Annotated in this window: 30 protein-coding genes; 18 read left to right on the top strand and 12 right to left on the bottom strand. The window is 72.2% G+C overall.

The genetic code is table 11. From position 1 onward, the window contains the following. Positions 1-27: 27 nt before the first annotated feature. Complete coding sequence (locus BIU97_RS14850) at positions 28-642, top strand: superoxide dismutase (RefSeq protein WP_071261102.1); 615 nt, start codon at positions 28-30, stop codon at positions 640-642. 132 nt (positions 643-774) lie between these two features. Here the strand turns inward: BIU97_RS14850 and BIU97_RS14845 are convergent, their stop codons facing one another. From BIU97_RS14845 to upp, 6 genes are all read right to left on the bottom strand, one after another. Beyond that, on the bottom strand, positions 775-1,350 hold the full coding sequence (locus BIU97_RS14845) for a TetR/AcrR family transcriptional regulator (protein WP_071261104.1): 576 nt from the start codon (positions 1,348-1,350) through the stop codon (positions 775-777). A 118-nt stretch (positions 1,351-1,468) separates the two neighbouring features. Continuing rightward, positions 1,469-2,932 carry a serine hydrolase domain-containing protein gene (locus tag BIU97_RS14840; protein ID WP_071261109.1) on the bottom strand — a complete coding sequence of 488 codons (1,464 nt, stop codon included), beginning with the start codon at positions 2,930-2,932 and terminating at the stop codon, positions 1,469-1,471. Continuing rightward, the gene (locus tag BIU97_RS14835) at positions 2,929-4,278 is read right to left on the bottom strand and encodes a cryptochrome/photolyase family protein (RefSeq protein WP_071261111.1); all 1,350 of its coding nucleotides are present in this window, start codon (positions 4,276-4,278) and stop codon (positions 2,929-2,931) included. Before BIU97_RS14835 ends, BIU97_RS14840 begins: the two co-directional genes overlap by 4 nt. Further along, positions 4,275-4,784 carry a MarR family winged helix-turn-helix transcriptional regulator gene (locus BIU97_RS14830; protein WP_175472223.1) on the bottom strand — a complete coding sequence of 170 codons (510 nt, stop codon included), beginning with the start codon at positions 4,782-4,784 and terminating at the stop codon, positions 4,275-4,277. The genes BIU97_RS14835 and BIU97_RS14830 overlap by 4 nt, the downstream gene beginning before the upstream one ends. A 477-nt stretch (positions 4,785-5,261) precedes the next feature. After that, positions 5,262-6,029 (bottom strand): winged helix-turn-helix domain-containing protein, encoded by a 768-nt coding sequence (locus BIU97_RS14825; RefSeq protein WP_071262054.1) that lies wholly within the window; start codon positions 6,027-6,029, stop codon positions 5,262-5,264. 495 nt (positions 6,030-6,524) lie between these two features. Beyond that, positions 6,525-7,160, bottom strand: coding sequence for a uracil phosphoribosyltransferase (upp, locus tag BIU97_RS14820; protein ID WP_071261113.1), 636 nt, complete (start codon positions 7,158-7,160; stop codon positions 6,525-6,527). A gap of 76 nt (positions 7,161-7,236) precedes the next feature. Between upp and BIU97_RS14815 the strand changes: the two genes are divergently transcribed. Continuing rightward, complete coding sequence (locus tag BIU97_RS14815) at positions 7,237-7,668, top strand: nucleoside deaminase (RefSeq protein WP_071261116.1); 432 nt, start codon at positions 7,237-7,239, stop codon at positions 7,666-7,668. A gap of 48 nt (positions 7,669-7,716) precedes the next feature. Here the strand turns inward: BIU97_RS14815 and BIU97_RS14810 are convergent, their stop codons facing one another. Then, positions 7,717-8,673, bottom strand: a complete 957-nt coding sequence (locus tag BIU97_RS14810; RefSeq protein WP_071261119.1) for a cation diffusion facilitator family transporter — start codon at positions 8,671-8,673, stop codon at positions 7,717-7,719. A 65-nt stretch (positions 8,674-8,738) separates the two neighbouring features. Between BIU97_RS14810 and proC the strand changes: the two genes are divergently transcribed. Next, positions 8,739-9,569, top strand: a complete 831-nt coding sequence (gene proC, locus BIU97_RS14805) for a pyrroline-5-carboxylate reductase (RefSeq protein WP_071261121.1) — start codon at positions 8,739-8,741, stop codon at positions 9,567-9,569. A gap of 24 nt (positions 9,570-9,593) precedes the next feature. Here the strand turns inward: proC and BIU97_RS14800 are convergent, their stop codons facing one another. Continuing rightward, positions 9,594-10,289 (bottom strand): potassium channel family protein, encoded by a 696-nt coding sequence (locus BIU97_RS14800; protein ID WP_175472224.1) that lies wholly within the window; start codon positions 10,287-10,289, stop codon positions 9,594-9,596. Beyond that, positions 10,282-11,715 carry a TrkH family potassium uptake protein gene (locus BIU97_RS14795; protein ID WP_071298035.1) on the bottom strand — a complete coding sequence of 478 codons (1,434 nt, stop codon included), beginning with the start codon at positions 11,713-11,715 and terminating at the stop codon, positions 10,282-10,284. Before BIU97_RS14795 ends, BIU97_RS14800 begins: the two co-directional genes overlap by 8 nt. A 74-nt stretch (positions 11,716-11,789) precedes the next feature. Here BIU97_RS14795 and BIU97_RS14790 point away from each other — a divergent pair, with 74 nt between their 5' ends. The 5 genes from BIU97_RS14790 (at position 11,790) to BIU97_RS14775 (ending at position 13,479) form a co-directional block, all read left to right on the top strand. Next, on the top strand, positions 11,790-12,311 hold the full coding sequence (locus BIU97_RS14790) for an ArsR/SmtB family transcription factor (protein ID WP_071261123.1): 522 nt from the start codon (positions 11,790-11,792) through the stop codon (positions 12,309-12,311). Between the two features lie 112 nt (positions 12,312-12,423). Next, positions 12,424-12,618 carry a helix-turn-helix domain-containing protein gene (locus tag BIU97_RS14785; protein ID WP_071261129.1) on the top strand — a complete coding sequence of 65 codons (195 nt, stop codon included), beginning with the start codon at positions 12,424-12,426 and terminating at the stop codon, positions 12,616-12,618. A 109-nt stretch (positions 12,619-12,727) separates the two neighbouring features. Further along, on the top strand, positions 12,728-12,826 hold the full coding sequence (locus BIU97_RS17385) for a 30S ribosomal protein bS22 (RefSeq protein ID WP_003792170.1): 99 nt from the start codon (positions 12,728-12,730) through the stop codon (positions 12,824-12,826). A gap of 108 nt (positions 12,827-12,934) precedes the next feature. Further along, positions 12,935-13,189, top strand: a complete 255-nt coding sequence (locus tag BIU97_RS14780; protein ID WP_071261131.1) for a glutaredoxin family protein — start codon at positions 12,935-12,937, stop codon at positions 13,187-13,189. Continuing rightward, positions 13,186-13,479, top strand: coding sequence for a Dabb family protein (locus BIU97_RS14775; protein ID WP_071261133.1), 294 nt, complete (start codon positions 13,186-13,188; stop codon positions 13,477-13,479). The genes BIU97_RS14780 and BIU97_RS14775 overlap by 4 nt, the downstream gene beginning before the upstream one ends. A 131-nt stretch (positions 13,480-13,610) precedes the next feature. On the opposite strand, the gene aspS is transcribed toward BIU97_RS14775, so the two are convergent. Continuing rightward, entirely contained in the window at positions 13,611-14,951 is a 1,341-nt protein-coding gene (gene aspS / locus BIU97_RS14770; protein WP_071298034.1) for an aspartate--tRNA(Asn) ligase, read from the bottom strand. A gap of 169 nt (positions 14,952-15,120) precedes the next feature. Between aspS and BIU97_RS14765 the strand changes: the two genes are divergently transcribed. Further along, entirely contained in the window at positions 15,121-15,459 is a 339-nt protein-coding gene (locus BIU97_RS14765; protein ID WP_071261137.1) for a hypothetical protein, read from the top strand. Between the two features lie 224 nt (positions 15,460-15,683). Here BIU97_RS14765 and BIU97_RS14760 read toward each other — a convergent pair whose 3' ends face one another. Continuing rightward, the gene (locus tag BIU97_RS14760) at positions 15,684-16,094 is read right to left on the bottom strand and encodes a MerR family transcriptional regulator (RefSeq protein WP_071261139.1); all 411 of its coding nucleotides are present in this window, start codon (positions 16,092-16,094) and stop codon (positions 15,684-15,686) included. 40 nt (positions 16,095-16,134) lie between these two features. Here BIU97_RS14760 and BIU97_RS14755 point away from each other — a divergent pair, with 40 nt between their 5' ends. The 6 genes from BIU97_RS14755 to ccsB all read left to right on the top strand — a co-directional run bounded on the left by BIU97_RS14755 (position 16,135) and on the right by ccsB (position 22,452). Next, positions 16,135-17,625 (top strand): SulP family inorganic anion transporter, encoded by a 1,491-nt coding sequence (locus tag BIU97_RS14755; protein WP_071261141.1) that lies wholly within the window; start codon positions 16,135-16,137, stop codon positions 17,623-17,625. A 67-nt stretch (positions 17,626-17,692) separates the two neighbouring features. After that, a complete protein-coding gene (locus BIU97_RS14750; protein WP_071298033.1) occupies positions 17,693-18,349 on the top strand; it encodes a histidine phosphatase family protein in 657 nt (218 codons plus the stop codon). Continuing rightward, the gene (locus tag BIU97_RS14745; protein WP_254783005.1) at positions 18,346-19,002 is read left to right on the top strand and encodes a TlpA family protein disulfide reductase; all 657 of its coding nucleotides are present in this window, start codon (positions 18,346-18,348) and stop codon (positions 19,000-19,002) included. Before BIU97_RS14750 ends, BIU97_RS14745 begins: the two co-directional genes overlap by 4 nt. A gap of 45 nt (positions 19,003-19,047) precedes the next feature. Further along, positions 19,048-19,746: a cytochrome c biogenesis CcdA family protein gene (locus BIU97_RS14740; RefSeq protein WP_071262084.1), complete on the top strand. Its 699-nt coding sequence runs from the start codon at positions 19,048-19,050 to the stop codon at positions 19,744-19,746. Further along, positions 19,730-21,424, top strand: a complete 1,695-nt coding sequence (gene resB / locus BIU97_RS14735) for a cytochrome c biogenesis protein ResB (protein ID WP_071261148.1) — start codon at positions 19,730-19,732, stop codon at positions 21,422-21,424. The genes BIU97_RS14740 and resB overlap by 17 nt, the downstream gene beginning before the upstream one ends. After that, on the top strand, positions 21,421-22,452 hold the full coding sequence (gene ccsB, locus BIU97_RS14730) for a c-type cytochrome biogenesis protein CcsB (protein WP_254783004.1): 1,032 nt from the start codon (positions 21,421-21,423) through the stop codon (positions 22,450-22,452). The genes resB and ccsB overlap by 4 nt, the downstream gene beginning before the upstream one ends. Before the next feature lie 478 nt (positions 22,453-22,930). Here ccsB and BIU97_RS14725 read toward each other — a convergent pair whose 3' ends face one another. Continuing rightward, positions 22,931-23,911, bottom strand: a complete 981-nt coding sequence (locus BIU97_RS14725; RefSeq protein WP_254783003.1) for an o-succinylbenzoate synthase — start codon at positions 23,909-23,911, stop codon at positions 22,931-22,933. Positions 23,912-24,044: 133 nt separating this feature from the next. Between BIU97_RS14725 and BIU97_RS14720 the strand changes: the two genes are divergently transcribed. From BIU97_RS14720 to BIU97_RS14710, 3 genes are read left to right on the top strand one after another with little or no spacing between them, the layout of a single operon-like run. After that, positions 24,045-24,581, top strand: a complete 537-nt coding sequence (locus tag BIU97_RS14720; protein WP_139196064.1) for a hypothetical protein — start codon at positions 24,045-24,047, stop codon at positions 24,579-24,581. Between the two features lie 49 nt (positions 24,582-24,630). Then, on the top strand, positions 24,631-25,560 hold the full coding sequence (locus tag BIU97_RS14715; protein ID WP_071298032.1) for a 1,4-dihydroxy-2-naphthoyl-CoA synthase: 930 nt from the start codon (positions 24,631-24,633) through the stop codon (positions 25,558-25,560). Beyond that, on the top strand, positions 25,560-26,690 hold the full coding sequence (locus BIU97_RS14710) for an AMP-binding protein (RefSeq protein WP_071298031.1): 1,131 nt from the start codon (positions 25,560-25,562) through the stop codon (positions 26,688-26,690). Before BIU97_RS14715 ends, BIU97_RS14710 begins: the two co-directional genes overlap by 1 nt. Positions 26,691-26,694 lie beyond the last annotated feature (4 nt).

Raw genomic sequence — 26,694 nt, 5'->3', positions numbered from 1 at the left:
GCAACCCACTGATCGAAAGGAACTCACATGGCTGAGTACACCCTGCCGGAGCTGCCGTACGACTACGCCGCACTCGAGCCGCACATCAGCGGCAAGATCATGCAGCTGCACCACGACAAGCACCACCAGGCCTACGTCACCGGCGCGAACACCGCCCTGCAGCAGCTCGGCGAGGCTCGCGAGTCGGGCAACTTCGGTGCGATCAACAAGCTCGAGAAGGACCTGGCGTTCCACCTCGGTGGCCACGTCAACCACTCGATCTTCTGGACCAACCTCGGCCCGGACACCAAGGTCCCCGAGGGCGAGCTCGCCGCGGCGATCGACGAGTTCTTCGGTTCGTTCGAGAAGTTCCAGGCGCAGTTCGCCGCCGTCGCGAACGGCATCCAGGGCTCCGGCTGGGCCGTCCTGGCCTGGGACACCGTCGGCCAGAAGCTGACCACCTTCCAGCTGTTCGACCAGCAGGCCAACGTGCCGTTCGGTCTCGTGCCGATCTTCCTGCTCGACATGTGGGAGCACGCCTTCTACCTCGACTACCTCAACGTCAAGGCCGACTACGTGAAGGCCGTCTGGAACATCGTCGACTGGGAGAACGTCGCGGCGCGCTTCGCCAACGCGAAGTCGCAGTCCTTCGTCACGGTCTGAGACGTGCGCGACGGGCCACGACGCTGACCCGACCCTGACGACGGGGCACGGTGCCGACGGCACCGTGCCCCGTCGTCGTCCCCGCAGCGGGGTGGTCGGCGCCGGACCGCTCCGTCGTCGGTGTGGTCGTCGTCAGGCCCGGACGGCTCCGGTGCTCGCGGCCAGTTCGTCCGCGACCGCCCGGAGGGCTGCGTCCACGTCGGTGTGCTCGGGATCGACGAGGGACCCCCACTGTGCGCCGCGCGCGGCGAGGACGGCGTCCTGCGCGAGGAGCTCGGCGTCGTCCGGGGGAGTGCCGTGGGCGACGACCCACGCGGTGATCGTCTCGACCCGGCAGCGGTGTGCGGCGTGCTGGTGGCGGTGGCCGTCGAGCGCCTCGACCGAGCCGAGCTCGAAGGTGAGTCGGGCTGCGAGCGCACGCTCCGGGTGGTCGAGGCCGCCGAAGGTCGTGACGAGCCAGTCGGTCAGCGCTGCGTGGTCCGACGCCGGGTCGAGGTCGGCGGCGGTGACGGTCTCGGCGAGGTGGTCGACGACCGCCTGGATCAGGGCCTCTCGTGTGCCGAAGTGGTACACGATCGGGTAGGCGCTCGTGCCGAGGACCCGGCCGAGGCTGCGGACGGAGACGTCCTCGAGCTTGGTGTCGAGCAGGTGCTCGGTGACCTTCTCGAGGATCGCCGGCTTGAGCGTGGGGTCGGGCTTCCTGGGCATCGCTTCTCCGTCGGTGGGCGGCGGTCGCTCGACCGGTTACATGTAGACGGCAAGTATATCAGTGGGCCGGCAGGCGCGCGGAAGCGCTGCGGGTCTGGCCCGCGGGCGACGACGGCGGTCAGCGCTCGGCGGGCTCGGCGACGACGGTCAGGGTCTGGACCCGCCCGGCGGCGAGGGGCGCGAGGCGGAGCTCGATCCGCAGTCGGCCGCTGCTGCCCGGCAGCCACCAGCGCAGGTGCGACGGCGCGGAGGACTGCTCCTGCACCGGCGCGGCGGTCAGGTCCGCCCCGACCTCGGCGACCGCGGCCGCGACGGCACGCCGCCGTCGGTCGTACGGCACGTCCATCGCCACGTTCGGCGTGCAGATCGCGTCCGCCACGTCGTCGCGCCAGTGGGCCAGGAGGCCCGTCACGGCGACCTGCGCCGCCCGCGTCGCACGGGCGGTCGCCTGCACCCCGACGGCTGCGGCGGCCGCACCGCCGCCGGCGTGCACCTCGTCGTCGGCCGCAGCCGCCGCGAGGACGAGGTCGTGCGCCTGCTGTGCGGCGACGGACACCTTGGCCTGCGTGGCGTTCTCGAACGCGACGACGCCGAGGCCGTCGCGCACGGACCACCGCATGTGTGCCGAGAACCCGGGGTACCCGCCGGAGTGCGACACGAGTTCGCCGAACCGGTCGTCCTGCTCGACGAACAACCCGAAGCCGTACGCGGTCGCCCGGGTCGAGGTCGGCACGACAGACGGCGGGACCACCCGCATCGCCTGCTGCATGAGGCGACGGTCGGCCGGCGACACCGGTCCGGTCTCCGGGGCGTCCGAGGACGCGGAGGCCAGGTGTGCGCCCCACCGGGCGAGGTCGGCGACGGTGGAGAAGAGCCCGCCGATCGACGAGAACGCCCCGGGCCCCGTGGACGGCAGGGGCTCCCACGTCCCCTCGTGCGGGCGGAAGCCGGTGACGACGTGCCCGGTGGCGTGCTCGGCCGCGAACACCGTCCGGTCGAGTCCGAGCGGCCGGAGCACCGTGTCGGTGGCGACCTCGGGGAACGGACGGCCGGTGACGGCGGCCACGACCCGGCCGAGCAGGGCGTAGCCGGTGTTCGAGTAGGCGAAGCGGGTGCCCGGCACCGAGTCGAACAGCAGTCCGTCGCGCAGGACGTCGTCCAGCTCGTCGTCGCGCATCGATTCCTGCCGGTCCGCCCACGGGTCGTCGGTGGGGAACCCGGCGGACATCGTCAGCAGCATCCGCACGGTCGGCACCGGGGCGTCCGGGCCGGGCAGGGCGACCGCGGCGAAGGCCGGCACGAACGCGGTGACCGGGGCGTCGAGGTCGAGCCGCCCGTCGGCGACGAGGGTCAGGAGCGTGGCCGCGGTGACGCTCTTCGTGCAGGACGCGATGCGGTAGACGGTGTCGGCGTCCGGCCGGCGTCCGTCGCCCCGGTCGCCGTGCCCACCCGACGCGACGAGGCCGGTGCGGTCGAACACGCCCCAGACGCTGCTCGGCGCCGTGCCGCGCTCGACACGCTCCCGGAAGACGGCGTCGACCTGCTCGACGACGGCCGGGTCGACGGACGGCTGTGGGCTCACGACCGGCGCATCTGGTCGTAGGCGTCGAGCGCGCGCTGCCGGGTGGCCTTCAGGTCGACCATCGGCTCCGGGCGGTCCTCGTCGGCGGGGACCCACCGCCGGACGTACTCGCGGTGCGGGTCGAACCGCTCGAGCTGTCGATCGGGGTTGAACACGCGGAAGTACGGCGCGGCGTCGAACCCGGACCCGGCGACCCATTGCCAGTTCGCGGCGTTGTTGGCCGAGTCGGCGTCGACCAGGGTGTCCCAGAACCACTGCTCGCCCACCCGCCAGTCGACGAGCATGTTCTTCACCAGGAAGCTCGCGGTCGCCAGCCGGACGCGGTTGTGCATCGCACCGGAGTGCCAGAGTTCGCGCATGCCGGCGTCGACGAGGTCGATCCCGGTCGTCCCCCGTCGCCAGCGGTCGACCTCGTCCTCCGACGCGTCGCGCCACGGGAACGCGTCGAACTCACGACGCACGTTGACGGTCGTGATGTCCTCGCAGTGGAAGTACTCGTTCCAGTTGAACTCGCGCCACGCGAGCTGGCGCAGGAACGCCGAGGCGTTCTGGCGCTGTTCCGGCTCGAGCCGACCGTGCAGGCGGTGCCAGACCTGGTACGGGCTGACCTCGCCCCAGCGCAGGTGCGGGGACAGGTCGCTCGTGGCCGCCATGGCGGGTTCGTCGCGCTGGTCGTAGTCCTCGAGCGCGTCGTCGACGAAGTGCTCGAGTCGACGGTGGGCGCCGAGCTCGCCCGGCTCCCATGCGTCGCGGAGCCCACCCGCCCAGTCGGGCTTCGTCGGGAGCAGGCCCCAGTCGTCGAGGGTGTCGCTCGCGACCCCGGTCGGGTCGGGCAGGTCACGGGGCTTCGGCAGCGGGTGCCGCGGCTCGGGCATCGCCTGGGCCGCGCGCCAGAACGGCGTGAAGACCTTGTACGGCTCGCCCTGTCCGGTGAGCACGGTCCAGGGTTCCCAGAGCAGGTTCGCGGCGAAGCTGTGGGCCTCGACCCCACGGTCGTGCAGGGCGCTCTTGATGCCGGTGTCGAGGTCGCGTTCCGCGGACCCGTACCGTCGGTTCCAGAACACGGCGTCGGCGTCGGCGTCGGTGACGAGCTGGTCGACGACATCGGCCGCGGGACCGCGACGCAGGACGAGTCGCGAGCCGCGGTCCTGCAGCTCGGCGTCCAGGGCGGTCAGCGAGTGGTGGAGCCACCAGCGGCTCGCGGCGCCGAGGGGACGGATGCCGTCCGATTCGCCGTCGAGGACGTAGACCACGGTGAGGGGCCCGCCGTGGTCGATACCGGCGCGCAGGGCCGGGTTGTCGGCCAGGCGCAGGTCGTCCCGCAGCCAGACGACGGCGCCGGTCATGCCGTCACCGTGTCGGCGTCGGCCAGCGCCCGAGCGGGTCGCCGGGCCGGGGTCGACCCGACCGCCACGCGGAGCTTCGTGCAGAGTTCGGTGAGGGTGCGCAGCTCGGCGTCCGAGAGCCCGGCACCGACCTGCTGGGCGATGCTCGCGGCGTGCTGCACGGCCACCTGTCGGTAGACGTCGAAGCCGTGCGGCGTCAAGGCGACGATGACGCCACGGGCGTCCGTGGGGTCCGGCTGCTTCTCGACGATCCCACGGGCGAGCAGGCGGTCGACCAGGCGGCTGACGCTCGGCTGGGTGAGCAGGAGGTGCCCGGTGAGGTCGCGCATGCGGCAGCGGCGACCCGGCTGTGTCGACAGGTTGAAGCAGACGTCGTACTCGTTGAAGGAGATCTCACCGCCGGGGAAGTCCGCGTTGAGGCTCCGCATCACGGTCACCTGCGCCCGGAACAGTGCTTCCCAGGCGGCGACGGCGGTCGCCTTCTCCGTGCGGCGTGATTCGCTCACGGTCGCGCTCCTTCCGGTCGTACGGTCCGTCCACAGTACCGACGGGCGCTGACACGGCACCGGGGGCGTGCGCGCGCCGTCCGAGGCGGACGGGAGGCTCGCTGTCGGCCGCCCCGCGCCTCCCGTCCGGTGCGCCCCGGTCGCACGACGTGCCGCTCGCGTCCGCCGGGGTCGCACGACGTGTCGGCCGAGCGCCGGCGACCCGGCAGGACGTGCGACCTCGCGTCCGCTGCTGATCAGGGCCGGACGGGTGACCTCGTGCCGGCCGGTGACCGGGCCCGGACGTGCGCGAGGGCCGGCCGCCCTCGCGGACGACCGGCCCTCTCCCTTGCACCAAGAGTTTCCTGCAATCACATTCCACAGCCGGTGCCACAGCAAACACCGACTGCACGACCGACTGTATAACGAAGCGGTAACGGCGCGCCAGCCCGACGAGCGGTCGTCCCCTGGGAGTTCACCAAGAGCTCCCGATGCGCCTCAGAAGAGGTCGGGCGACGGCGTCGACGCGTAGCGCACGGCGACGTCGGCGTGCCGGTCGAACCGGTAGCCGACCCCGCGGACCGTCCGCACGATCTCCTCGAACGCACCGAGCTTCGAGCGGAGCCGGCGGACGTGCACGTCGATCGTGCGCTCGTTCGGGGTCTCGTCCTCGCCGTCGGACCACAGGCCCTCGATGATGGCGGCGCGCTCGACCGTCTGGCCCTCGCGCAGGACGAGGAACTGCAGGAGCTCGAACTCCTTGTAGGTCAGGGGAGCGACCTCGCCGTCGAGGGCGACCCGCTTGCGCGAGATGTCGATGACGACACCGGTCTCCTCGGGCTCCGGCTTCTCGGCCTGCTTGCGTGCGGCGACGGCGGAGCGGTCCTGCAGCGCGAGCCGCACCACGTCGACGTCACGGCCCCCGGAGTGCTCGGCCGCCACCGCGACCGCGGCGTACGTCTCGGCACCGGGCACGAGCTGCGCGGTGAGCGCCTTGAGCTGCTCGACCACCGCGGCGAGGGTGGTGCCGGCCGCGGCGGCCTTCGCCTCGTCGAGGCCGACGTACAGGGCGAAGCCGCGGGCCTCGGTGCCCTCCGGCAGCGAGCGGTTCCGCTGCGGGGCGACGACGGGGCTGGTCGGGACGGCGGCCGAGACCGGTGCCGGCGACACCGGCCGCGGGCGGATCGGCGTCACGGTGCCGAGATCGGTCGAGGCCGGGGCTGCGGTGCGGAGCGAGGGGCGGGGCTGGGCGATGGTGAGCGACATGGGGTGTCTTCCGTGCGGTGTGGCCGGTTCGCGGGTGGCGCGGCGGCCGGTGTCGAATGCGTCGACCCGGGTACGGCTGACGCCGTCGAGCCCTGCGGTCCTGCTGCGGACCGGGGCGGACCCGGGGAGAGGGGTGAAGGACCTCGTCGCGACGTGCTCGTCGTCGACCGTGGTGGTCACCCGGGGATCACGCGCTCGCGACGGGGATGGTGTCGCGGGGGATCCGGCTGGAACGGGTACCGATCAGGCACACATTCGACAACGCATGACAGCGACCGGCATCATCATGCCGGCAGTCCCCTGGGCCTCGGTGAGGACGCGGGTGGACACGGTTGCAGTCATGAGACGAGTATCGGCGGTATACCAAGACGGTGTCAACCGTCCGAGCGGACGGTCCGCCGAACGCAGGAGGCGGCGATCAGGGGTGACGGACGACGGGAGGCCTGTGGCGGTGTCGCCACGGGCCTCCCGTCGATCGTCGGTGTCGTCGACCGCCTACTCGGCCAGACCGTAGAGACGGTCGCCGGCGTCCCCGAGGCCGGGCACGATGTAGCCGTTCTCGTCGAGCTTCTCGTCGAGCGCGCCGAGCACGATCGAGACGTTGCGGTCGCCGACCGCCTGCTCGACCATCGCGAGGCCCTCCGGCGCGCCGAGGATGCACACGCAGGTGACCTCTTCCGCGCCGCGGGCGAACAGGAAGTCGATGGCCGCCGCGAGCGTGCCGCCGGTGGCGAGCATCGGGTCGAGCACGAAGCACTGGCGACCGGACAGGTCGTCCGGCAGGCGCTCGGCGTAGGTCTGCGGCTCGAGGGTCTCCTCGTTGCGCGCCATGCCGAGGAACCCGACCTCGGCCGTCGGGACCAGCTTGACCATGCCCTCGAGCATGCCGAGCCCGGCACGCAGGATCGGGACGACGAGCGGGCGCGGCTTCGCGATCGCCACGCCCATGGTGTGGGCGACCGGGGTGTCGATCGGCGTCGCGGTGACCCGGACGTTGCGCGTGGCCTCGTACGCCAGGAGCGTGACGAGTTCCTCGGTGAGGGCGCGGAACGTGGGGGAGGGTGTGGTCCGGTCGCGGAGCACCGAGAGCTTGTGGGTGATGAGCGGGTGGTCGGCGACGTGGACTCGCATAGGGTCGAGCCTACCGTGCCGCCGACCGCCAGGAGAGACCGTGGAAGCCCCAGCAGCCCGCCCGTTCGTCCCCGCCATGCAGCGGGCGCTCGACGAGGCCCGGGCCTGCCTGGCGACCGGCGACGTCCCCGTCGGTGCGGTCGTCCTCGACCGGGACGGCGCGGTCGTGGCGACCGGGCGGAACGAGCGCGAGGCACTGCAGGACCCGACCGCGCACGCCGAGGTGCTGGCGCTGCGCGCCGCGGCGCGGGCGACCGGTGACTGGCGTCTGTCCGACCACACGCTCGTCGTCACCCTCGAACCGTGCGTCATGTGCGCCGGCGCGATCCTGGCGGCGCGGGTGCCCCGCGTGGTGTTCGGTGCGTGGGACCCGAAGGCCGGAGCGAGCGGCAGCGTCTACGACGTCGCGCGGGACCGCCGGCTGCCGCACCGGTCCGAGGTGGTCGGGGGCGTGCTCGAGGCGGAGTGCGCCGGAGTGCTCGACGCGTTCTTCGCCGAGCGACGCTGAGGGGTCCCGCGACGGCGGTGACGCGACGCCCGCCGGGACGGGCCGGGTTCAGTCGGCGGCGCGGATGACGATCGACTCGGTCGGCGGCTGCGGACCGGTCCGGAGCACGTCCGGCTCGACGTAGATGACGCGCGCGATCGGCACGGCGGCACGGACACGCTGCTCGACGGCGTCGATGCCGGCAGCGACGTCCCCGAGCCGGCGGTCGCCGTCGACGGCGACCTTGACGCCGACCATGAGCTCGTCGGGGCCGAGGTACAGCGTCTTGATGTGGATGATCGAGTCGACCTCGGGGCCGTCGAGCACGGCGTGGCGGATCCGCTCGGCGTCGGCCGCCGTCGCGCCCTCGCCGACGAGCAGGCTCTTCGTCTCGATGCCGAGGACGACGGCGACGGCGATGAGCAGCACCGCGATGGCGATCGTGCCGAGGGCGTCGTAGAGACCGTCCCCGGTGAGCGCGGTCAGGCCGACGCCGAACAGGGCGAAGACCAGGCCGAGCAGGGCCGCGGTGTCCTCGAGCATGACGACCGGCAGTTCCGGCGCCTTCGCCCGCCGGACGAACTGCACCCAGCTCTGCGTGCCCTTGTGCGGGCGGGCCTCGCGCAGGGCGGTCCGCAGCGAGAAGCCCTCGAGCCCGATCGCGATGACGAGGACCACGAGCGGCAACCACCAGTTGTCGAGCGGGTGCGGGTGCCGGAGCTTCTCGATGCCCTCGTACAGCGAGAACACCCCGCCGACGGAGAACAGGATGATCGACACGACGAAGGCGTACACGTACCGCTCGCGCCCGTAGCCGAACGGGTGCTCCTGGTCGGCGGCGCGACGGGCGCGACGGCCGCCGAGCAGCAGCAGGAGCTGGTTGGCGGAGTCGGCGAGCGAGTGCACGCCCTCGGCGAGCATCGAGGCCGAGCCGCTGATCGCCGCGGCGACGAACTTCACGATCGCGATGCCGACGTTCGCACCGAGCGCGGCGAAGATCGCCCTCGTGCCTCCAGAAGCGCTCACGGCCGTCCCCTTCTCCCGGTTCTGGATGACGATCCTAGGGGAGCGCGGTCGGTAGGGTCGGCAGCATGACCATCGACCTGCCCCGCACCGCCATGCTCGGCGTCGGCTCCATGTCCGGGGCCGTCCTCGACGGCCTGCTCGCCGCCGGGCTCGACCCGGCGACCGTGACGCTGACCACCCGGTCCGAGGCATCGGCCGCCGCGCACCGCGAGCGCGGGCTCGACGCAGTCGCGACGGACACCGACCCGGACGCGAACCGCGCCGCGGTCCGCGGCGCGGCCCTCGTCGTGCTCGGTGTCAAGCCGTACGGCATCGCCGACCTGCTCGCCGAGGTCGCGTCCGACCTCGCCCCTGGTGCGGTCGTCGTGAGCGTCGCCGTCGGCACGACCACGGCGAGCATGGAGGCGCTCGTCCCCGCCGGCGTGCGCGTCGTCCGGGCGCTGCCGAACACCCCCGTCGGCGTCGGTCTCGGCGTCACCGGCATCAGCGCGGGTGCCTCCGCCGACGACGCGGCCGTCGCGCTCGCGTCGTCGGTCTTCACCGCGTCCGGCGAGGTCGTCTCCGTGCCGGAGTCGCAGCTCGACGCCCTGTCCGCGGTGTCCGGGTCGGGGCCCGCCTACGTCTTCCTGCTCGTCGAGCAGTGGCAGCAGGCCGCCGAGGCCCTCGGCTTCACGCCGGAGCAGGCCGCGACCATGGTGCGCGGCACGGTGCGCGGCGCCGTCGAGCTGCTCGGACGGTCCGGGCGGGAACCCGCCGACCTGCGCCGTGCCGTGACGAGCCCGAAGGGCACGACCGAGCGCGCCGTCGCCGTCCTGCAGGACGCCGACCTGTCCGACACGTTCCTCCGCGCCTCCCGCGCGGCGATCGCGCGGGCCGAGGAGATCGCCGCGTCGTAGCGGGTCGCCGCTGAGCGGGCAGCGCTACTCGAACCCGGCGAAGCGCTCGAGGTCCGTCTCGGACCCGGAGACGATGATGACGTCGTCCTCGCCGATGACGCTCTCCGGCGTCGCCGGCACGAAGGGGCTGCCCGGCGGCTTGATGCCGAGCACGGTGAGGCCGAAGCGGGTGCGGATGACCGTCGTCGCGAGGTCCTTGCCGCGCACCGCCTTGGGCGGGTGCATCTTGACCACGGCGAAGTCGTCGTCGAACTCGATGAAGTCGAGCATCCGCCCGGACACCAGGTGCGCGGTGCGCTCGCCGGCCTCGCGCTCCGGGTAGACGACGTGGTTCGCGCCGATGCGGGACAGGATCGTGCCGTGCGAGCGGCTGATCGCCTTCGCCCAGATCTGCGGGATGCCGAGGTCGACGAGGTTCGCGGTGATGAGGACGCTCGACTCGAGGTCGCTGCCGGTGCCCACGACCGCGATCGCGAAGTCCTGCGCGCCGATCTGGCGCAGCGCGTCGATGTCCGTCGCGTCCGCCTGCACCGCGTGCGTCACGCGGTCGGACCACTTCTGCACGAGGCCGGCGTCGGTGTCGACGACCAGGACCTCGCGGTCCTGTCGTTCGAGCTGCCCGGCGGTGGCGGCGCCGAAGCGGCCCAGGCCGATGACCAGGACGGGGGCGTCGTGACTGATCGCACCGGTCGGGTGCGATCGACGTGTTCGGTCAGCCAACGATCGGCCTCTCCTCGGGACGGCGGAACAGCTGCCGGCTCTGGCTGGCGGCCAGGGCAGCGGCGATCGTCACTGTACCGACCCGGCCGAGGAACATGGTGGCGGCGAGGACGTACTTGCCGGACTCTGGCAGCTCGGCCGAGACCCCGGAGGACAACCCGCACGTCGCGAACGCCGAGATCACCTCGAACAGCACCCGGTCGAGCGACTCGTGCGTGATCTGCAGGAGCACGACGGTGGCGACGGCGACGATCGTGGCGCCCCAGAGCACGACCGCGACGGCCACGCGGAGCACGTCGCTCGGGATCCGGCGGCCGAACGCCTCCATGCTCTGCCGGCCGCGGGCCTCGGCGACCGCGGCGAGGAACAGCACGGCGAGCGTCGTCACCTTGATGCCGCCGGCGGTCGACGCCGAGCCGCCGCCGATGAACATGAGCATGTCCGTGACGAGCAGGCTCGAGCCGTTCAGCTGGTCGAAGTCGACGAGCGAGAACCCGCCGGACCGCGTCATCGTCGACAGGAAGAGCGCCTGGAACGCCGTGCGGCCGGCGCCCTCGTCGCCGAAGGTCGTCGGGTTCGAGGCCTCGAGGGCGATGTAGACGATCGCGCCGCCGACGAGCAGCACCGCGCTGGTCGCGAGCGTCAGCTTGACGTGGATCGGCCACCGCCGGGGCGTGCGGAGCTGCTTCGTCAGGGCCCGGATCACCGGGAAACCGATCGAGCCGGCCACGACGCCGACCATGAGGAGCGAGAGGAACCAGTAGTCGTGGGCGAACGGTGTCAGCCCCTCGGCGTTCGGTGCGAACCCCGTGTTCGTGAACGCCATCGCCGCGTAGTAGAAGGAGTCGCCGACCGCCGTCCAGAACGGGATGCCGGCGAGCAGGACCGACGGCAGGAGCAGCAGGCCGAGCACGATCTCGATGGACAGCGTGCTCACCGCGACGGTCGCGAGCAGCGTCCCGACCTCGCCGAGCCGGACGGCCTGGCCCTCCGGGACCGCCCCGTGGTGGGTGCGGAGCGGGTTCGAGTCGCCGGCGGCCATGAGCTTGGCGCGGAGCCCGAGCTTGCGGGTGACGAACAGCCCGAGGATCGACGCGAAGGTCAGGACCCCGACCGCGCCGATCTGGGTGCCGATCACCACGAGGGTCTTGCCGAACACCGACCAGTGCGTCGCCATGTCGACCGTGGCGAGCCCGGTCACGCACACCACCGAGGCCGCGGTGAACAGGGCGTCGGAGAAGTGCGTCCCGGTGCCGTCCGCCGAGGCCCACGGGGTCATGAACAGCACGGTGAACAGGAAGACGAGCGCGACGAACACGAGGATCGCCAGTCGCGAGGGGGAGGAGCGGAGCACCGTGGCGATGCGTCCGACCTGCCGACGGGGCACGCTCACCTGCTGCGTGAGCGGCTCGGTGCGGTCGAGCATCGTATGCCTCCGAGGACATGGGCCGGGTCGGTTCGTCATGGTACATCCGTGACGCCCCGGCTAGCCTTGCCCCCATGGCCGACATCTTCTCCGTCGTGGCGGACCCGACGAGGCGCGAGCTGCTCGGGGCGCTCCTCACCGCCTACGGATCGGACGCCACCGCCGGCGAACTCAGCGTCGGGCAACTGGTCGAGCGGCTCGGCGTGAGCCAGCCGACCGTGTCGAAGCACCTCCGCGTCCTGCGCGACATCGGCCTCGTCACGAGCCGGGAAGAGGGACAGCACCGGTTCTACCGGCTCGACCCGGAACCCCTCGTCCGCCTCGAGGACTGGGTGCTCCCGTTCATTGGGGCCGTCGACGCCGACGGCACCCCGGCGACCACCGCCTGGACGCCGGACGGGCAACCGGTCTCCGTCCGTCGGAGCGGCGCCGCGGGCAAGGCCACGGTCGAAGTCGGCACCGAGCTCGGGCGGGTCATGGCCGAGGCCTCGCACCGGGCGAACGCCGCGATCTCCGGCGCCCAGCACGGGTGGGAGCGCGTCGTCGACCGCAGCCGCAAGCGGTTCGCCCGCCGCGGCGACGAGGACGGCGAGTGAGCCTGGACACCGGGTCCCACGCGCCTCTACAGTGACCAGTGACCACACAGGTCACATCGATCCCGCACGCCGCGTCGACAGGGCCGGCGGGCGGGCCACCCGGAGGCGGACCATGACCGGCAGTTTCGACGACGTGCGCTTCCTCACCGTCGCTGAGGTCGCCGAGATGATGCGCGTCTCGAAGATGACCGTCTACCGCATGGTGCACGCCGGGGAACTCCCCGCGATCCGCTTCGGACGGTCCTTCCGCGTGCCGGAGTCCGCCGTGGCCGCGGTCCTGCGCGGTGGCGTCGCCGACGTCGGCTGACCGCCCGTTCGACATCACAGCGGCCACCCGGTAGACTCCACCAGGTTGATTTTCCGCGGTCTCTTCGGCCCGGTGTCCGTACATCAGCATCAGTCCGAGCGAGGTCCACATGGGTTCTGTCATCAAGAAGCGTCGCAAGCGCATGGCGAAGAAGAAGCACCGCAAGCTCCTTCGCAAGACGCGTCACCAGCGTCGCAACAAGAAGTAGGTCGAAGGACCAACAGCTGAAGCCCCGGTTCGCCGGGGCTTTCGCATTTCCCGGGGGCGTCCTTCCGCCCCCGCCGGGCCGCGGTCCGGTGCGGGTTACGCTGGGGGCATGCCCACCGTGACGCTCTTGACGAAGCCCGGCTGCCACCTCTGCGACGAGGCACGACCCGTCGTGGAACGGGTCGTGGCCGAGCACCCCGACGCGACGCTGCAGGAGCAGTCGATCCTCGACGACGAGGCGCTGCGCCAGGAGTACGCCGAGGACATCCCGGTCGTCCTCGTCGACGGCCGCGTGCACAGCAACTGGCGCGTGGACGCCGACCGGCTCGCCCGTGCACTCGAGCAGGCGGGGGCGCGCGCATGATCTCCCACGTCGTCTCCTGGACCCTGCGCGAGGACCTCGACCGCGCCTCGGCGATCGCACGCATCCGCGAGCTCCTGACCGGGCTCACCGGCACCATCGACTCGATCCGCTCGCTCGAGGTCGTCGAGAACGTCGCCTACCCCGGGAAGAACCAGGACGTCGCCGTCGTGGCCTCGTTCGACGACCTCGCCGGGCTGGACGCGTACCAGGTGCACCCGGAGCACCAGGCCGCGGCGGCCGAGATCCGTGGACTGGTCACGTCGCGTGCCGCCATCGACTGGCAGAGCTGAACCGAGCCTCCCGTCCGCCCTGTCGCGCCGTACGCTGCGGCGCTTCGTGAGCAGCAATGGTCGCCTCCCGCGTCGGGAGGCGACCATTGCTGTTCACCATGTGCGCGCGGCGTCGCCGCGCAGCGCGGGACCTACGGGGTCAGGCGCGTCGGGCCGCGGAACAGGTACGTGACCTCGCGGATCGACGGTTCACCGAGCATGAGCATGAGCACGCGTGCCAGGCCCATGCCGAACCCGCCGTGCGGCGGGACGCCGTAGCGGAAGAAGTCGAGGTACCAGCCGAGCTCCTCGGGGTCGAGGCCCTTCTCGACGGCCTGCGCCTCGAGCACGTCGACGCGGTGCTCGCGCTGGGCGCCCGTGGAGATCTCGGCGCCGTTGAAGATGAGGTCGTAGCTGTTGGTGACCGACGGGTCGCCCGGCTTGCGCATGTGGTAGTACGGCCGGATCGAGGCGTCGTACTCGGTGACGAACACGAACTCGGAGCCGTGGTGCTCCTTCGCCCAGGCGGCGACACGACGCTCGCCCTCGGGGTCCAGGTCGCCGTCGGCGCGCACGACGTCGTAGCCGCTGTCCGCGACGATCGTCCGTGCCTCGGCCAGGGTCACGCGGGGGAACGGCGTCGCGGGGACCTGCAGCTCGAAGCCGAAGACCTCCTCGATGTCCTTGCCGTACTTCTCCTTGACGGCGGTGATGCCGGCGACCAGGACCTCTTCGTGCATCGCCATGACGTCCTCGTGGGACTCGATCCACGAGAACTCGGCGTCGACGCTCGTGAACTCGGTGGCGTGCCGGCTCGTGAAGGAGGGGTCGGCCCGGAAGGCGTCGGCGATCTCGAACACGGCACCGAAGCCGGCCGGCTGCGCCATCTGCTTGAAGTTCTGCGGGGACTGCGCCAGGTAGGCGGTCGTCTCGAAGTACTCGAGCTGGAAGAGCTCTGCGCGCGACTCGGACGCCGACGCCATGAGCTTCGGGGTGTGGATCTCGATGTAGTCGCGGTCGACCCAGTACGTGCGGAACGCGTGCTCCAGCGTCGTCTGGATGCGGAAGATGAGGTTCTGCTTGCGGTTGCGCAGGTCGAGGAAGCGCCAGTCGAGCCGCTTGTCGAGCGAGGAGTCGTCGGCGATCGGGGTCTCCGGGATCGCGGCGCTCACCACCTCGAGCGCACCGATCTTGACCTCGAGCCCGCCGAGCTTCACGCGCTCGTCGTGCTTCAGCGTGCCGGTGGCGTGCACGAAGGTGCCGTGCGCCAGGCCGGAGATCTCGTTGGTCGTCGCGAGGGCGGCCTGGGCGGCGTCGTCGCCGTCCTCGGCCTCGCGCGTCGCCGGGTTCACGAGCTGGACGGCGCCGGACTCGTCGCGCAGCACGACGAACTGCACCTTCTTCTGGTCTCGGACGGTCTCGACCCATCCGGCCACGGAGACGGGGCCGTCGGGGAGGGCTGCCAGGTCGGCGATGCGGGTGCGTTCGATCACGGTGGTCGAGTCTAACCGTCTGCGTCTGCCGCGTGGGTCGTCCCCTTGCTCCTCCACAGGGCGGCACGCGTCCGTCGTCGTCCACAGACCGGCCAGGAGGCCCACCGCGGCCCCGGCGGGATCCGTAGCGTCCTCGACGTGGCCGGGTCGCGGGCCGGAGAGGGGACCGATGGGGACGGGAACGGGGGTACTCGCGGCCTGGCCGCCTGCGGCGGTGGCGCTGGTCGTCGCCGCGTTCTGCACGGCGACCCTGACGATGCTCGTGGCCGTCGTCGGCGGAGTGTGGGCGGTCGTCAGGTGGCGGCAGGACGTCGCGCGCGAGCAGCGGGACCGTTACTGGTCACGGCTGACGGTGGTGTTCGACCTCGTCACCGCGACCGAGGTCGGCCGCCGTGAGATCGGCCGCAACCTGGCGCAGGCGATGTACGACATGCAGAAGGTGCCCGCTGGAGAAGAACCCGCTGCGAGGGTGTTGGCGGAACTCCTCATCGAGCGAAGGAGACAGTGATGACGAGCCGACTGCGACGCGCATGGCGAGAACTGGTCCGGCGGGAGCCGGCGGCGTCCGCGGATCCACGTGCGCCCATCGGTCCGGCACCGGGCGAGAGCATGTGGGACTGGGCGCAACGCGGAGCGATCGAGTGGCAGCTCCACGTTGAGGAAGGCGAGCTCAAGCTCGAGCTGGCGCGGGAGCGCATGCGGGCCCAGGTGTTCGCGGAGCACGATGCCGGCTCAGGGGAGCGACGCGCGGAGTGACCCCAGCGTGCCGAGGAACTCCTCGGCCATGCCCGCCCGCTCGACGAGCTTCGCGTGCCGGGCGCGCGCGTCCTCGAGGAACTCGTCCAGGCGTGCGGCGAGCACGGGCTCGTCGTCGACGGCGCGGGTGCGCAGGGCGTCGACGACCCGGAGCAGTTCGGCCATCTCGTCGAGGGTGAAGCCGAGGGGCTTCATCCGCCGGATCACGAGCAGCCGCTCGAGGTCCTGCTCGGTGTACACGCGGAAGCCCCCGGAGGTCCGGCCGCTCGGCACGAGCAGCCCGACCTCGTCGTAGTGCCGGATCGTCCGCAAGGACATGCCGGCACGGTCGGCGAGCTCGCCGATGTGCATCGTGTCAGGGGCGTCGGCGGCGTCGTCGGGGTGCATGGTTCAACCCTACCCTCACGTGAGGGTAGGGTTGCCGACGATGTCAGTGACCTCCTCCGCCCCGGCCGCCACGAGCGTCCTCACCGCGCTCCGTTCGCCGCGCCTGCTCACCCGCGAGGTCCTCGCCGGTGTCGTGACCGCGCTCGCCCTCATCCCCGAGGCGATCTCGTTCTCCGTCGTCGCCGGGGTCGACCCGGCCGTCGGGCTGTTCTCGAGCGTCGTCATCGCCATCGTCATCTCGATCGTCGGCGGACGCCCGGCGATGGTCTCCGCCGCCGCGGGTTCGGTGGCGCTCGTCATCGCGCCGCTGGTCCGCGAGCACGGCATCGCCTACCTCGTGCCGGCGATCGTCCTCGGGGGCGTCCTGCAGCTCGTGCTCGGGTTCCTCGGGGTGGCCCGGCTCATGCGGTTCATCCCACGCAGCGTCAACGTGGCGTTCGTGAACGCCCTGGCGATCCTCATCTTCACCGCGCAGCTGCCGAACCTGCTCGGCGACGACGTCCCGTTCGTCGTGTGGCCGCTCACCGCGCTCGGCATCGCGCTCATCGTCGGCTTCCCGTTCCTGACGAAGGCGATCCCGGCACCGCTCGTCGCCGTCGTCGTGATCACCGCCATCACGATGCTGTTCAGCGTCGCGGTACCGACGGTGGGGGACGAGGGCGAGCTGCCGACCGCACTGCCCGGGTTCGGGGGCATCACGACGCCGTTCACCCTCGAGACGCTGCAGATCGTCGCGCCCTACGCGGTCGGCGTCGCGATCGTCGGCCTCATCGAGACCCTGCTCACCGCCCAGCTCGTCGACTCGATCACCGAGACCGGCTCGAGCAAGTGGCGCGAGTCGTGGGGGCAGGGCGTCGCGAACATCGCGTCGGCGTTCTTCGGCGGGACGGGCGGCTGCGCGATGATCGGGCAGACCGTCATCAACGTGAAGACGGCCGGCGCGCGGACCCGCATCTCGACCTTCGCCGCCGGCGCCTCGGTGCTCGTCCTGACCATCGTGCTGCACGACCTCGTCGCGCAGATCCCGATGGCGGCGCTCACCGCGGTCATGCTCATGGTCTGCGTCGCGACGTTCGACTGGCACAGCATCCGACCGCGCACCCTGCGCCGGATGCCGCTCGGCGAGACGGCCGTCATGGTGATCACGGTCGTGGTCGTCGTCGCGACCGACAACCTGGCGACGGGGGTGCTCGTCGGCGTCGTCGTCGCGGCCCTCGTGTTCACGCGCCGCGTCGCCCACGTCGTCACCGTCGTCCGGGAGCCCGTGGACGACCGGACCGTCCGGTACCGGGTCCGCGGGGCGCTCTTCTTCGCGTCGTCGAACGACCTGGTCACCCGGTTCTCGTACGCGCAGGACCCGGAGCACGTCGTCATCGACATGTCGGACGCGCACGTCTTCGACGCGAGCACGGTGGCAGCACTCGACGGCGTCGAGCAGCGCTTCGCGAAGCACGGCTCCACGGTCGAGGTCGTCAACCTGAACACGGCGTCGGTCGCGCTGCACGGGCGGCTCTCCGGCGAGCTCGGCTGAGCGCTTCCGCATCCGTGAATCGCCTGAGGGGCCGGTGGGAACGCGAGGGCGACCTAGACTGGAACCCATGCCCGCCACCCGAATCCACCTCGTCCGGCACGGTGAGGTGCACAACCCGGACCGCGTCCTCTACGGTCGGCTCCCGGGCTTCGGTCTGAGCGATCTCGGCGGGCAGATGGCCCTGGCATCGGCGAACGCGTGGCGCGACGTCGGTGTCGACGTGCGGCGGATCGTCGCCTCGCCGCTCCAGCGCACGCAGGAGTCCGCGGCGCCGTGGGCTGCGGCCTACGACCTCGAGGTCACGCTCGACGAGCGCCTCATCGAGCCGACGAACCGGTACGAGGGGCAGCCCCCGGGGTTCACGAAGCGGTCGCTCCGGCGCCCGGCGGAGTGGCCCTGGATCGCCAACCCGCTGCGGCCCAGCTGGGGCGAGGCCTACGAGTCGATCGCGAACCGCATGCTCGCCGCCGTGGACACGGCCTGGCGGAGCGTCGACGAGGGCGACGTCGTGCTCGTCAGCCACCAGCTGCCCATCTGGATGGTCCACCGGAAGCTCGCGGGGGAGTCGCTCTGGCACGACCCGCGCAAGCGCCGCTGCGACCTGTCGAGCATCACCACCGTCGAACGTGTGCCCGCCACGTCGACCGGTCGGTTCACCGAGGTCGGGTACGCGGACCCCGCGCAGGAACTCCGCGCGCGGGCCATCGACGAGGGAGCAGTGTGACCGGCACCACCAGCGAGAACGGCAGCAGCGTGCGGCGGACCCGTGGGCGCCTCGCGACGATCGCGGGGGTGGCGGCCGTCGCCGCGGCCCTCGTCCTGACCGGGTGCTCGTCGGGCAACGACTCGCTGTCGAAGCAGTACGGCAGCGGCACCACCCAGAACTACATCTCCGGCAACGGCGCGGTGACCGAGGTCGCCGTGGACAAGCGCGCCTCGCCGGTCGAGTTCTCGGCGGAGGACACCGACGGTGACGCCGTCTCGGCAGCGGACCTGCGCGGCAAGGTCGTCGTGCTGAACTTCTGGTACGCCGGCTGCCCGCCGTGCCGCGCCGAGGCGAAGTACCTCAACGAGGTCCACGACGACTACGCCGACTCGGACGACGTCGCCTTCATCGGCGTCAACGTCCGCGACGAAGCAGGCACGGCCGCCGCGTTCGAGCGGACCTTCGGCGTGGAGTACCCGACCGTCCTCGACGCACGGACCGGCACCATGCAGCTCGCGATGTCCGGTCAGGTCGCTCCGAACGCGGTCCCCGCGACCATCGTCCTCGACACGAAGGGCCGGGTCGCGGCGCGGGTGCTCGGCGCCGTCGACGGCACGAGCATCCTGAAGACCCTGGTCAGCGACGAGCTCGACGCGGGCAAGGCCTCCTGACCCGTGGCCTCCAACCCCTTCGCCGACGCGATCCTGAGCGGGCAGATGGCCGTGGCGCTGCCCGTGGCCGCGCTCGCCGGTCTCGTGTCGTTCCTGTCGCCGTGCGTGCTCCCGCTCGTGCCGGGCTACCTCGGGTACGTCGGTGGCGTGGCCGAGGGCGGGCAGCGGCGGGGGCGCGTCGTGCTCGGCGTGCTGCTCTTCATCCTCGGCTTCACGGCGGTCTTCGTCGCCTACACGACCGTGTTCGGCGCGCTCGGCTTCTGGCTCGTCCGCTGGCGCGACCTCATCACGCAGGTCCTCGGCGTCGTGGTGATCGCGATGGGGCTCGTCTTCGTCGGTCGCTTCACCTTCATGCAGCGCACGATCAAGCCCGGCTGGACACCCGCCACCGGTCTGGTCGGCGCCCCGCTGCTCGGCATCGTCTTCGGCCTCGGCTGGACCCCGTGCCTCGGTCCGACGCTGGCGGCCATCAACCTGCTCAGCGTGCAGTCCGGCAGCGCCTGGCAGGGCATGTGGCTCGGGGTGGCCTACTGCCTGGGGCTCGGCATCCCCTTCCTGCTCGTCGCCCTCGGCGCGGGGTGGGCCACCGGCGCCGTGCGTGCCGTGAAGCGCCACATGCGCACCGTCAACATCATCGGAGGAGCGATCCTGATCGTCATCGGTCTGCTCATGGTCACCGGCATCTGGTCGGCCATCATGTCGAGCGTCGGGGCGGTGATCCAGAGCTATGTCCCCGCGATCTGACGACGGCACCGACCTCGTGGCCGACCCGCAGCGGCCGTCCGACCACGTCGACGGCTCCGGCCCGGGTGACTCCGAGATCGTCCAGCCGAAGCTCGGTCTGGTCGGGTCTCTCCGCTTCGCCTGGCGTCAGCTCACGAGCATGCGCACCGCGCTCTTCCTGCTCATGCTGCTCGCGCTCGCGGCGATCCCGGGCTCGCTCGTGCCGCAGCGCACCGCCGACCCGAACGGCGTCGTGCAGTACAAGACCGAGCACGCGACGCTCTACCCGATCCTCGACAAGCTGCAGGTCTTCGACACCTACACGTCGGTGTGGTTCTCCGCGATCTACCTGCTGCTGTTCGTCTCGCTCATCGGGTGCATCCTGCCCCGGACGAAGCACCACTGGCAGGCGCTCCGGACGCGACCGCCCCGCACGCCCGCGCGCCTGACGCGCCTGGCGGGCTTCCGGTCGGTGGCGGTGGAACCGGACACGGTGGCGGGCGACGCCGGGACGACGGACGCGGCCACGGGCCTCCCGTCCGTCGACCACGCCGTGACGCGCGCGATGGCGATCCTCAAGCGGTCCGGCTACCGGGTGGAGCGCTTCGGGGACTCGGTCAGCGCGGAGCGCGGCTACCTGCGCGAGACGGGCAACCTCGTGTTCCACGCGGCGCTCGTCGGCGTGCTCCTCGCCGTCGGTGTCGGCGGCGGGTTCGGCTACACCGGGCAGCGGCTGCTCGTCGAGGGGCAGACCTTCTCGAACGTCCTCGGCTCGTACGACTCGTTCAACCCGGGGCGCTGGTTCCACCAGTCCGACCTGCAGGGCTACAACCTGACGCTCGACAAGTTCACGACGACGTACGAGGAGAAGAACCTCGACGCCCTCGGGCAGGCGCTCGACTACTCCGCCACCGTCACCACCCGCGAGCAGGGCGGCGAGGCCGCGACCAAGCGGCTCGGCGTGAACAGCCCGCTGCACGTCGGCGGGACGAACGTCTACCTGCTCGGCAACGGGTACGCGATGTCCGTCACGGTGCGCGACGGCAAGGGCGACGTCGCCTTCCAGGACGTCGTGCCCTTCCTGCCGGAGGACTCCAACTACACCTCGGTCGGCGTCATCAAGGTGCCGGACTCGGTACCGGACCAGCTCGGCATGCAGGGGTTCTTCTACCCGACGGCGACGAAGCAGGCCTCCGGCGCCTTCAGGAGCGCCTACCCGGACGCCCAGAACCCGCTGCTGAGCCTGCAGGTCTACACCGGCGACCTCGGCCTCGACAGCGGTGTGCCGCAGAGCGTCTACACGCTCGACACCGGCGGCCTGCAGCAGATCGCCGGCCGTCAGTCGGACGCGCCCTCGATCATGCTGAAGCCCGGCCAGACGAAGCAGCTGCCCGACGGTGCCGGGTCGATCACCTTCGACGGCGTGAAGCGGTACGTCTCGCTCGACGTGCACCACGACCCGTCCTCGGTGTGGGTCGCCGGCTTCGCCCTGCTCTCCACGCTCGGCCTGCTCACGTCGCTGTTCGTGCCGCGCCGCCGCGTGTGGGTGAAGGCGGTGCCCCGGACGGGCGCCGAGCACGGCGAGTACGACCTCGAGTACGCCGGCCTGGCCCGCGGCGAGGACCCGAACCTCGAGCGTGCCGTCGCGGACCTCGCACACCGCCACCTGTCGGACCTCGGCGTTAGGATGCCCCAGTGAGCGACTTGACCACGAACCTGGCGACCTACTCGGTCGTGCTGACGTACTCCGCGATGTCGGTCTACGTCATCGCGTTCATCTCGTTCGCGCTGGACATGGCGAAACGATCGGGCGAGGTCGCGGCCGCTGCGAAGGCGGTCGGTACCGACGGTGCCGACGACACGGCGACCACCACGGCCGCCCGGTCCGGCAAGACCGTCGCCACCGTCCGCGGCGGCACGGTCGTCCTCGAGCAGGTCACTGCTCCGCCCGCGAACGGCAGCGGTGCGTCCGGCCGCGGCACGACGTTCGAGCGGGTCGGGATGGCGATGACCGTCCTCGCGCTCGTGCTGCACGTCGGAGCGGTGGTGCTGCGCGGGATCGCGGCCGACCGTGTGCCGTGGGGCAACATGTTCGAGTTCTCGCTGACGGGCACGGCGCTCATCACGCTGATCTTCCTGCTCGTGCAGTTCTGGCAGAACCTGAAGTTCCTCGGCGTCTTCATCAGCGGGCTGACGATCATCCTGCTCGGCATCGCGACGGTGAACTACTACGTCCCCGTCCGGCCGCTCGTGCCGGCGCTGACGTCCTACTGGCTCGTCATCCACGTGTTCGTCGCCATCGCCGGCACCGGGTTCTTCGCCCTCGGCGCGGGCCTCGCGATCGCACAGCTCGTGCAGACCTACCGGCAGGGCCGCTCGGCCGAGCAGAAGCTCCGCTTCATGGCGACGCTGCCGAACGCCGACCGGCTCGAGGTCCTGACCTACCGCGTCCTGCTCGTCGGCTTCGTGCTCTGGACCTTCACGCTCATCGCCGGTGCGATCTGGGCGCAGAGCGCCTGGGGCCGTTACTGGGGCTGGGACACGAAGGAGGTCTGGACCTTCATCATCTGGGTCATCTACGCTGGCTACATCCACGCCCGCGCGACCCGCGGCTGGCGGGGCGCCCGGTCCTCGTGGCTCGCCCTGATCGGCTTCGCCGCGGTCATGTTCAACTTCTCCGTGGTCAACGTCTTCTTCAAGGGGCTGCACAGCTACTCCGGTCTGTGAGTCGCCGGGTCCGCTGACGGGGCCGGGTCGCCACCACGACCGGACGGGAGGCACGGTGCCAGCTGGCACCGTGCCTCCCGTCCGTCGTCCGGCCCGATCCGCGCAGGTGCCGGCCCCGTCCGGACCGTTGGCGCGCAGTCGCTCGGCGGAGCGCCGAGGTCGCACGATCTGCCGCTCCGGGCGTCGCCGAGCGGCCGGACGTGCGACCTGGGCGGACGCGAGCGGCGTGTCGTGCGACCGCGGCGCGCGCGATCGGCTCGGTCGGCGGGGCACCCGCCGGCCGGCCGCCCGGCCACCCGCCGGCCACCCGCCGGCCGGCCGGCTGCCCCTCGAGGCCGCGCGATCTGCCGCTCCGTCCGCCGCCGAGCGGCCGGACGTGCGACCCCGGCGGACGCGAGCGGCGCGTCGTGCGACCCCGGCCGAGCGCGATCGGCCCGCGCGGCCGCCCGCCCGGCCACCCGCCGCTCGGCTGCCGCGCCTACGCGTCCGCGAGCACCGCGTGCACGCGCTCGAGCCGTGCCTGCCACCACGCCGTGCGCTCGGGCGAGGCCGCGTTCCGCTCGAGCAGGTCACGGGACACCGCGGCGCGGCGCACCGGCACCCGGCCGTCAACGGGCAGCAGGGGCTCGGTCGTGACGTCGGTGTCGAACATCGCGGCCGTGCCGAGCCCGGCGGCGTAGCCCGGCGACATCGCGGCGGCCGCGAGGAACGCCCCCATGCCGAGCCCGACCGACGTGTCGAGTGCACTGGACACCACGCAGGGCAGCCCGGCCTCGGCGACCAGGGAGCGGGCAGCGGTGATGCCGCCGAGCGGTTGCGCCTTGACCACGAGCACGTCCGCGGCACCGGCCCGGGCGACCGCGAGCGGGTCGGAGGCACGGCGGACGCTCTCGTCGGCGGCGATCCGGACGCCGAGCCCGGCGGTGCGGGAGCGGAGTTCGGCGAGCTCCGGCACGGTGCCGCACGGCTGCTCGGCGTACTGCAGGTCGTAGGGGGCGAGCCGCTCCAGGGCGGCGGTGGCCCGGTCGACGCTCCAGAGCCCGTTGGCGTCGACCCGCACCGTGGCCGAGGGACCCATCACCCGGCGGACCTCGGCGACCCGGGCGACGTCGTCGTCGAGCGTGGTGCCGGGTTCGGCGACCTTGACCTTCGCGGTCGTGCAGCCCGGGTAGCGCGCGAGCAGGTCGGCGACGGCACCGGGGGCGATCGCCGGGACGGTCGCGTTCACCGGCACCGACTCGGCGGCGGCGGCGTGGTCGGTCCAGCCGAAGTCGATCGCGGCCCGGAGCCAGGACGCGGCCTCGGCGTCGTCGTACTCGACGAAGGGCGAGAACTCGGTCCAGCCGGCCGGCCCGCGGAGCACCAGGGCCTCGCGGGTGGTGATGCCGCGGAACCGGACGCGCATGGGCAGGGCGACGACGTGCGCATCGGCGAGGAGGTCGGCGAGGTCGGGGAGCACGTCGCCATCATCCCAGTCCGGACGCCGTCCAGCCCACCCGCCGGTTCCTCGGAGCCGACCGCCAGGGCAGGGCACTAGCATGCACCGGTCGGCCCAGGTCGACGGTGGAACGAACCGGAACGAGGGAGGCTCGGTGGCGCCGGATCCGCAGCAGCGTGCGTCGACACCGCGCTCGTCGAACTCGCGCTCGTCGAACCCGCGACCGACCGGCTCGTCGCGACCGGAGACCGGGCGAGCGCCCGCCCCGTCGGTCGCCCGCAACCCCGGCGCCCGCGGAGCCGCCGCGAAGGCCCCGGGCCGCGACCCCGACGAGTTCTCGCGCCTGCTCCAGCAGAACACCGTCGACGTCCGGCACACCGCCGACCGTCGTCGCCGCAACCCGGTCGTCGGCAAGATCGCCCTCGGCCTCGCGGTGGTGTCGGCAGCGGTCGACGCCAGCGCGTTCGCGGTCTTCATGGGCGGCGACACGAACTTCGCGTTCGGCATCTGCTTCGTCGTCGTGTTCCTCACCCTCATCGCCGCCGTGCTCGGCTTCGTCGCCGCCGTCGGGTCCTTCGGCCGGTGGTACGGAGCGGTCGGGGTCGTCGTGGCGTTCTTCGCGAACCCCGTGATCCTCATCGTGATCCTGGTGTTCGTGGCCCCCGAGGTCCTCACCGACATGGGCGGCTGACCCGCACCGACCGCGACGCCCGCCCGTGCCGCGGCGGTACGTTGGGAGCATGGCTGCCCCCGTCTCCGACCTGTTCGATCCCGCCGTCTGGGCCGAGGCCCCGATCGCCGAGCACTTCACGGACATCACGTACCACAAGCACGTCTCCAAGGGCATCGTCCGCGTCGCGTTCGACCGCCCCGAGGTGCGCAACGCGTTCCGCCCGCGCTCGGTCGACGAGCTGTACCGGGCCCTCGACGACGCCCGTCAGGACCCCCGTGTCGGCGTCGTCCTGCTCACCGGCAACGGCCCGAGCCCGAAGGACGGCGGCTGGGCGTTCTGCTCCGGCGGCGACCAGCGCATCCGTGGCCGGAGCGGCTACCAGTACGTCGGCGATGAGGGCGCACCACCCGAGGGCGTCGACCCCGCCGCGGCGCAGGCGTCGATGGGCCGGCTGCACATCCTCGAGGTGCAGCGCCTCATCCGGATGATGCCGAAGGTCGTCATCGCCGTCGTGCCCGGCTGGGCCGCCGGCGGCGGGCACTCGCTGCACGCCATCTGCGACCTGACCATCGCGAGTGCGGAGCACGGCAGGTTCAAGCAGACCGACGCCGACGTCGGCTCGTTCGACGGCGGGTACGGCAGCGCGTACTACGCGAAGCAGATCGGTCAGAAGCTCGCGCGCGAGGTCTTCTTCCTCGCCGAGGAGTACTCGGCGCAGCGTGCGTACGAGATGGGCGCGGTGAACAAGGTCGTGCCGCACGCGGACCTCGAGCGCGAGGCCGTCCGCTGGGGCGAGACCATCCTCGGCAAGTCGCCGACGGCGATCCGGATGCTCAAGTACGCCTTCAACGCGGTCGACGACGGCATGGTCGGCCAGCAGGTCTTCGCCGGCGAGGCGACCCGCCTGGCCTACGGCACCGACGAGGCCGTCGAGGGACGCGACTCCTTCCTCGAGAAGCGCGCACCCGAGTGGACCGCGTTCCCCTGGCACTACTGATGCCCCGTCCGCTGGTCGCGCTCGGCACGTCGGATCCGCTGGTCGTGCTCCGCGGCCTGGAGGCTGCCCTCGCCGGCGGCCCCGCACTGCTCCCCGTCGCACCGGACGCCCCGGCGCTGCCGACCCCGCCACCGGCCGACGTCCGACAGGGGGTCGCCCTGGTCGTCGAGACGAGCGGGTCCACCGGCACCGGCAAGCGCGTGGCGCTCTCGTCCGAGGCCCTGCTCGCCGGTGCCGCGGCAGCGGACGCCGCACTGGGCGGCCCCGGCGGCTGGGTGCTCGCGCTGCCGACCCACTACATCGCCGGCCTCAACGTGCTGACCCGGTCCATCACCGCCGGGACGGAACCCGCGGTCGTCCCGCCGGGGCACTTCGACGCGGCGGCGTTCGCGGACGCCGCCGACCGGCTCGTCACGGGGCCGGCCGCCCCGCGCCGGTACACGTCGCTCGTGCCCGTCCAGCTCGCCCGGGTGCTCGACGACGAGCGTGCGACGGCGGCCCTCGCCGGCTTCGACGCGGTGCTCGTGGGCGGACAGGCCACCCCGGCGGCGCTCCGGGAACGGGCGCTCGGGGTCGGGGTCCGCGTCGTGACCACGTACGGGGCGAGCGAGACGAGCGGCGGCTGCGTGTACGACGGCACGCCGCTCGGCACCGTGCGGACCGCGCTCGACGACGGCGAGCTGCTGCTGTCCGGTCCGATGCTGGCCGAGGGGTACCTCGACGACGACCGCCGGACGGCCGCGGCCTTCGTCGAGCGCGACAACGCCCGCTGGTACCGGACGGGGGACGCCGCGACGCTCGACGACGGCCGCGTCCAGGTCCTCGGTCGACTCGACGACGTCGTCATCTCCGGCGGCGAGAAGGTCCAGCTCGGCGCGGTGGAACGGCTCGTGCGGGACCTGCCCGGGCAGGACGGCGCGGTCGTCACGCGGCGGTCGTCGGGGGAGTGGGGCGAGGTCCCGGTCGTCGTGACGGAGCGCCCGCTCGACCTCGACACCGTGCGCGAGCACGTCGGGTCCGCCCTCGGCCGCGCTGCCCGGCCGACCGCCGTCGTCCTGGTGGAGCGGATGCCGATGCTCCCGACCGGCAAGCCCGACCGTCGCGCGGTCCAGGCCCTCGCATCCGACTGACGGC

Origin of the sequence: Curtobacterium sp. MCBA15_009 (genome assembly GCF_001864895.1) — a bacterium.
In the GTDB taxonomy this organism is placed as follows: domain Bacteria; phylum Actinomycetota; class Actinomycetes; order Actinomycetales; family Microbacteriaceae; genus Curtobacterium.
The sequence above is the reverse complement of the archived record's forward strand: the minus strand, read 5'-3'. Positions and strand labels throughout refer to the sequence as shown.